General features: G+C 74.2%; 2 protein-coding genes. One reads left to right on the top strand and one right to left on the bottom strand.

The annotated features are described in order from the left end of the window. Nucleotides 1-269 precede the first annotated feature (269 nt). Nucleotides 270-1,295 (top strand): chitinase, encoded by a 1,026-nt coding sequence (locus VR45_RS41000; protein ID WP_045945072.1) that lies wholly within the window; start codon nucleotides 270-272, stop codon nucleotides 1,293-1,295. A 27-nt stretch (nucleotides 1,296-1,322) separates the two neighbouring features. On the opposite strand, the gene VR45_RS40995 is transcribed toward VR45_RS41000, so the two are convergent. Continuing rightward, nucleotides 1,323-2,437: amidohydrolase (locus VR45_RS40995; protein WP_045945071.1), on the bottom strand; the 1,115-nt coding region annotated here is incomplete at its 5' end.

Here is a 2,437-nt window from a genome sequence, read left to right as displayed (position 1 = left end):
CCCCACCGGCTTCACCGGCTCCGAGGAGTCCTGCGCGGCCCATGTGGACGCGACCTGGCCCGACATCCGCCCGCTTCCGCCGCGCTCCTGAGGGGTGCCCTTCGGATCACGCCGAACCATTCGGAAACTTTCCTAACCAAATCCATTGACCCCGCGGCCGGGGAGCCCGATTCTGTGAGACACCCGCCGCGGGCCGTCGCCGTCCGCCGCGGGCGCCCCCCTTGACCTGCCGTCACCCCCGTGGTGTGGATCGACGAAAGCGAGTTGGCATGCGCAAGACCATCGGAGTCCGCCTGACCGCCCCGCTGCTGGCCGCCACCCTCGGTCCGGCCGCCCTCCTGCTGGCCCCGGTGGCCTCCGCCGCGGCGGACCCCGCCGTCGCGGCCGCGGACACCGCCGTCGCGGCCGTGCCCGGGATGGCCGCCGCGCCGTACGAGTACCTCGGCTGGGGCAACCCGCAGAAGCCGACGGACGTGATGAAGGCGACCGGCGTCAAGTGGTTCACGCTGGCCTTCATCCTCTCCGACGGCGGGTGCAACCCGAAGTGGGACGGCAGCCGGCCGCTCACCGGCGGCTCCGACGAGGCCGCGATCAAGTCGATCCGGGCGGCCGGCGGCGATGTGGTGGTCTCGGTCGGCGGGTGGAGCGGCAACAAGCTGGGCGAGAAGTGTTCCAGCGCGAGCGCACTGGCCGGCGCCTACCAGAAGGTCATCGATGCCTACAAGCTCAAGGCCTTCGACATCGACATCGAGGACACCGAGTTCTCCAACGCGACGGTCCGTCAGCGGGTGGTCGACGCCCTGAAGATCGTCAAGACCAGGAACCCCGGCCTCGTCACCTACATCACCATGGGCACCACGCCCACCGGCCCGGACGCCACCGGCAAGGACCTCATCAAGCGCGGCGCGGCGGCGGGCCTCGCCAACGACGGCTGGGTGGTCATGCCGTTCGACTTCGGCGGCCACAGCGGCACCATGGGGCAGGCCTCGGTCGGCGCCATGGAGGGCCTCAAGGCGGCGGTGAAGAGCGCCTACGGCTACAGCGACGACGCCGCCTACCGGCACATCGGGGTGTCCTCGATGAACGGGAAGACCGACGAGGCCGGCGAGACCGTCACCACGGCCGACTTCCGCACCCTGCTCGGGTACGCCCAGCAGCACCACATCGCCCGGTTCGCCTTCTGGTCCGTCAACCGCGACCGCGCCTGCGGCTCGGGCACCGACGCCGACGCGTGCAGCGGCGTCGCGCAGTCCCCGTACGAGTTCACCAGGATCGTCGTCCAGTACCAGGGCTGAGAACACCCCGGCCGCGGGGCGCGCCGCTCACTCCACCGGAGCCGCGCCCCCGGCCGGTCCGCCCAGGTAGCGGCCGTCCCTGGCGACCACCCGGCCGGCCCGGACCACCAGCTCGCGCGGCGGCAGGTCGACCACGACCTGCGGGAGGCACTCGCCGGACACCAGCATGAAGTCCGCCGGCGATCCCGGCTCCAGGGTCGCCCTCGGCAGGTCGAGCAGTTCGGCACCGCCGTCGGCGGCCAGCGCGAAGCACGCGGCCAGCTCCTCGTCCGTACGGGCGTCGGTGGTCCAGCCGAGCAGGTGGGCCCGGTGCAGCATGTCCGCGTTGCCGAACGGGCTCCAGGAGTCCCGCACGCCGTCCGAACCGAGGCCCACCCGCACGCCGTGCGCCCGGAGTTCACGGAACGGCAGGACCTGGTGCGCCGAGGGCGCGACGGTGGTGAGGCCGACGCCGGACCCGGCGAGCAGCGCGGCCAGCTCGTCGAGCCGTTCGCCGCCCAGCTCCGGGACGCAGAAGGCGTGGCTGACCACGACCCGGCCGGCCAGACCGGCGGCCCTGGTCCGCGCGGCGATGTCGCGCAGCGGCCCCAGGGCCCGGTCACCCCGGTCGTGCAGATGGACGTCCAGCCGCAGCCCGTACCGCTCGGCCAGGCCGAAGACCAGGTCGAGCTGGGCCGGGCCCTCGCCGTCCGCACCGCCGTCGAACCCGGCCGGGTCGATGCCGCCGACCGCGTCGATCAGCCCGCTCGCCGCCGCCTCGGCCAGCAGCGCCCCCGCCCCGGGGGTGCGGCGGACCCCGTGCTGCGGGAAGGCGACCAGTTGGAGGTCCAGCGCCCCGGCCAGCCGCTCCCGCACCTCGGCCAGACCGGTCACCCCGGCCAGGCCGAAGGCGGGCGCGACGTCCACGTGCGCCCGGACGGCGCGGGTGCCGGAGGCCACGGCATGGGCGAGCAGCCGGTGGGCGCGCTCGGCCAGCGGGGTGCGCTGGTGCCGGTGGAGGTCGACGTCGCCCCGGACGTACTCGGGCAGCGAACCGGCCGGGCGCCGGCTGTACCAGGGCTCGCCCCAGGCGGTCTTGTCCGGGTGGATGTGCGCGTCCACCAGGGTGGGCAGCGCGATCCGGCCCGCGCCGTCGACCACCT

The sequence above is a fragment of the Streptomyces sp. NRRL S-495 genome (genome assembly GCF_000966955.1).
Taxonomy (GTDB): domain Bacteria; phylum Actinomycetota; class Actinomycetes; order Streptomycetales; family Streptomycetaceae; genus Kitasatospora; species Kitasatospora purpeofusca.
Note: the sequence above shows the minus strand (reverse complement) of the source record. Positions and strands in the feature narration are given on the sequence as shown.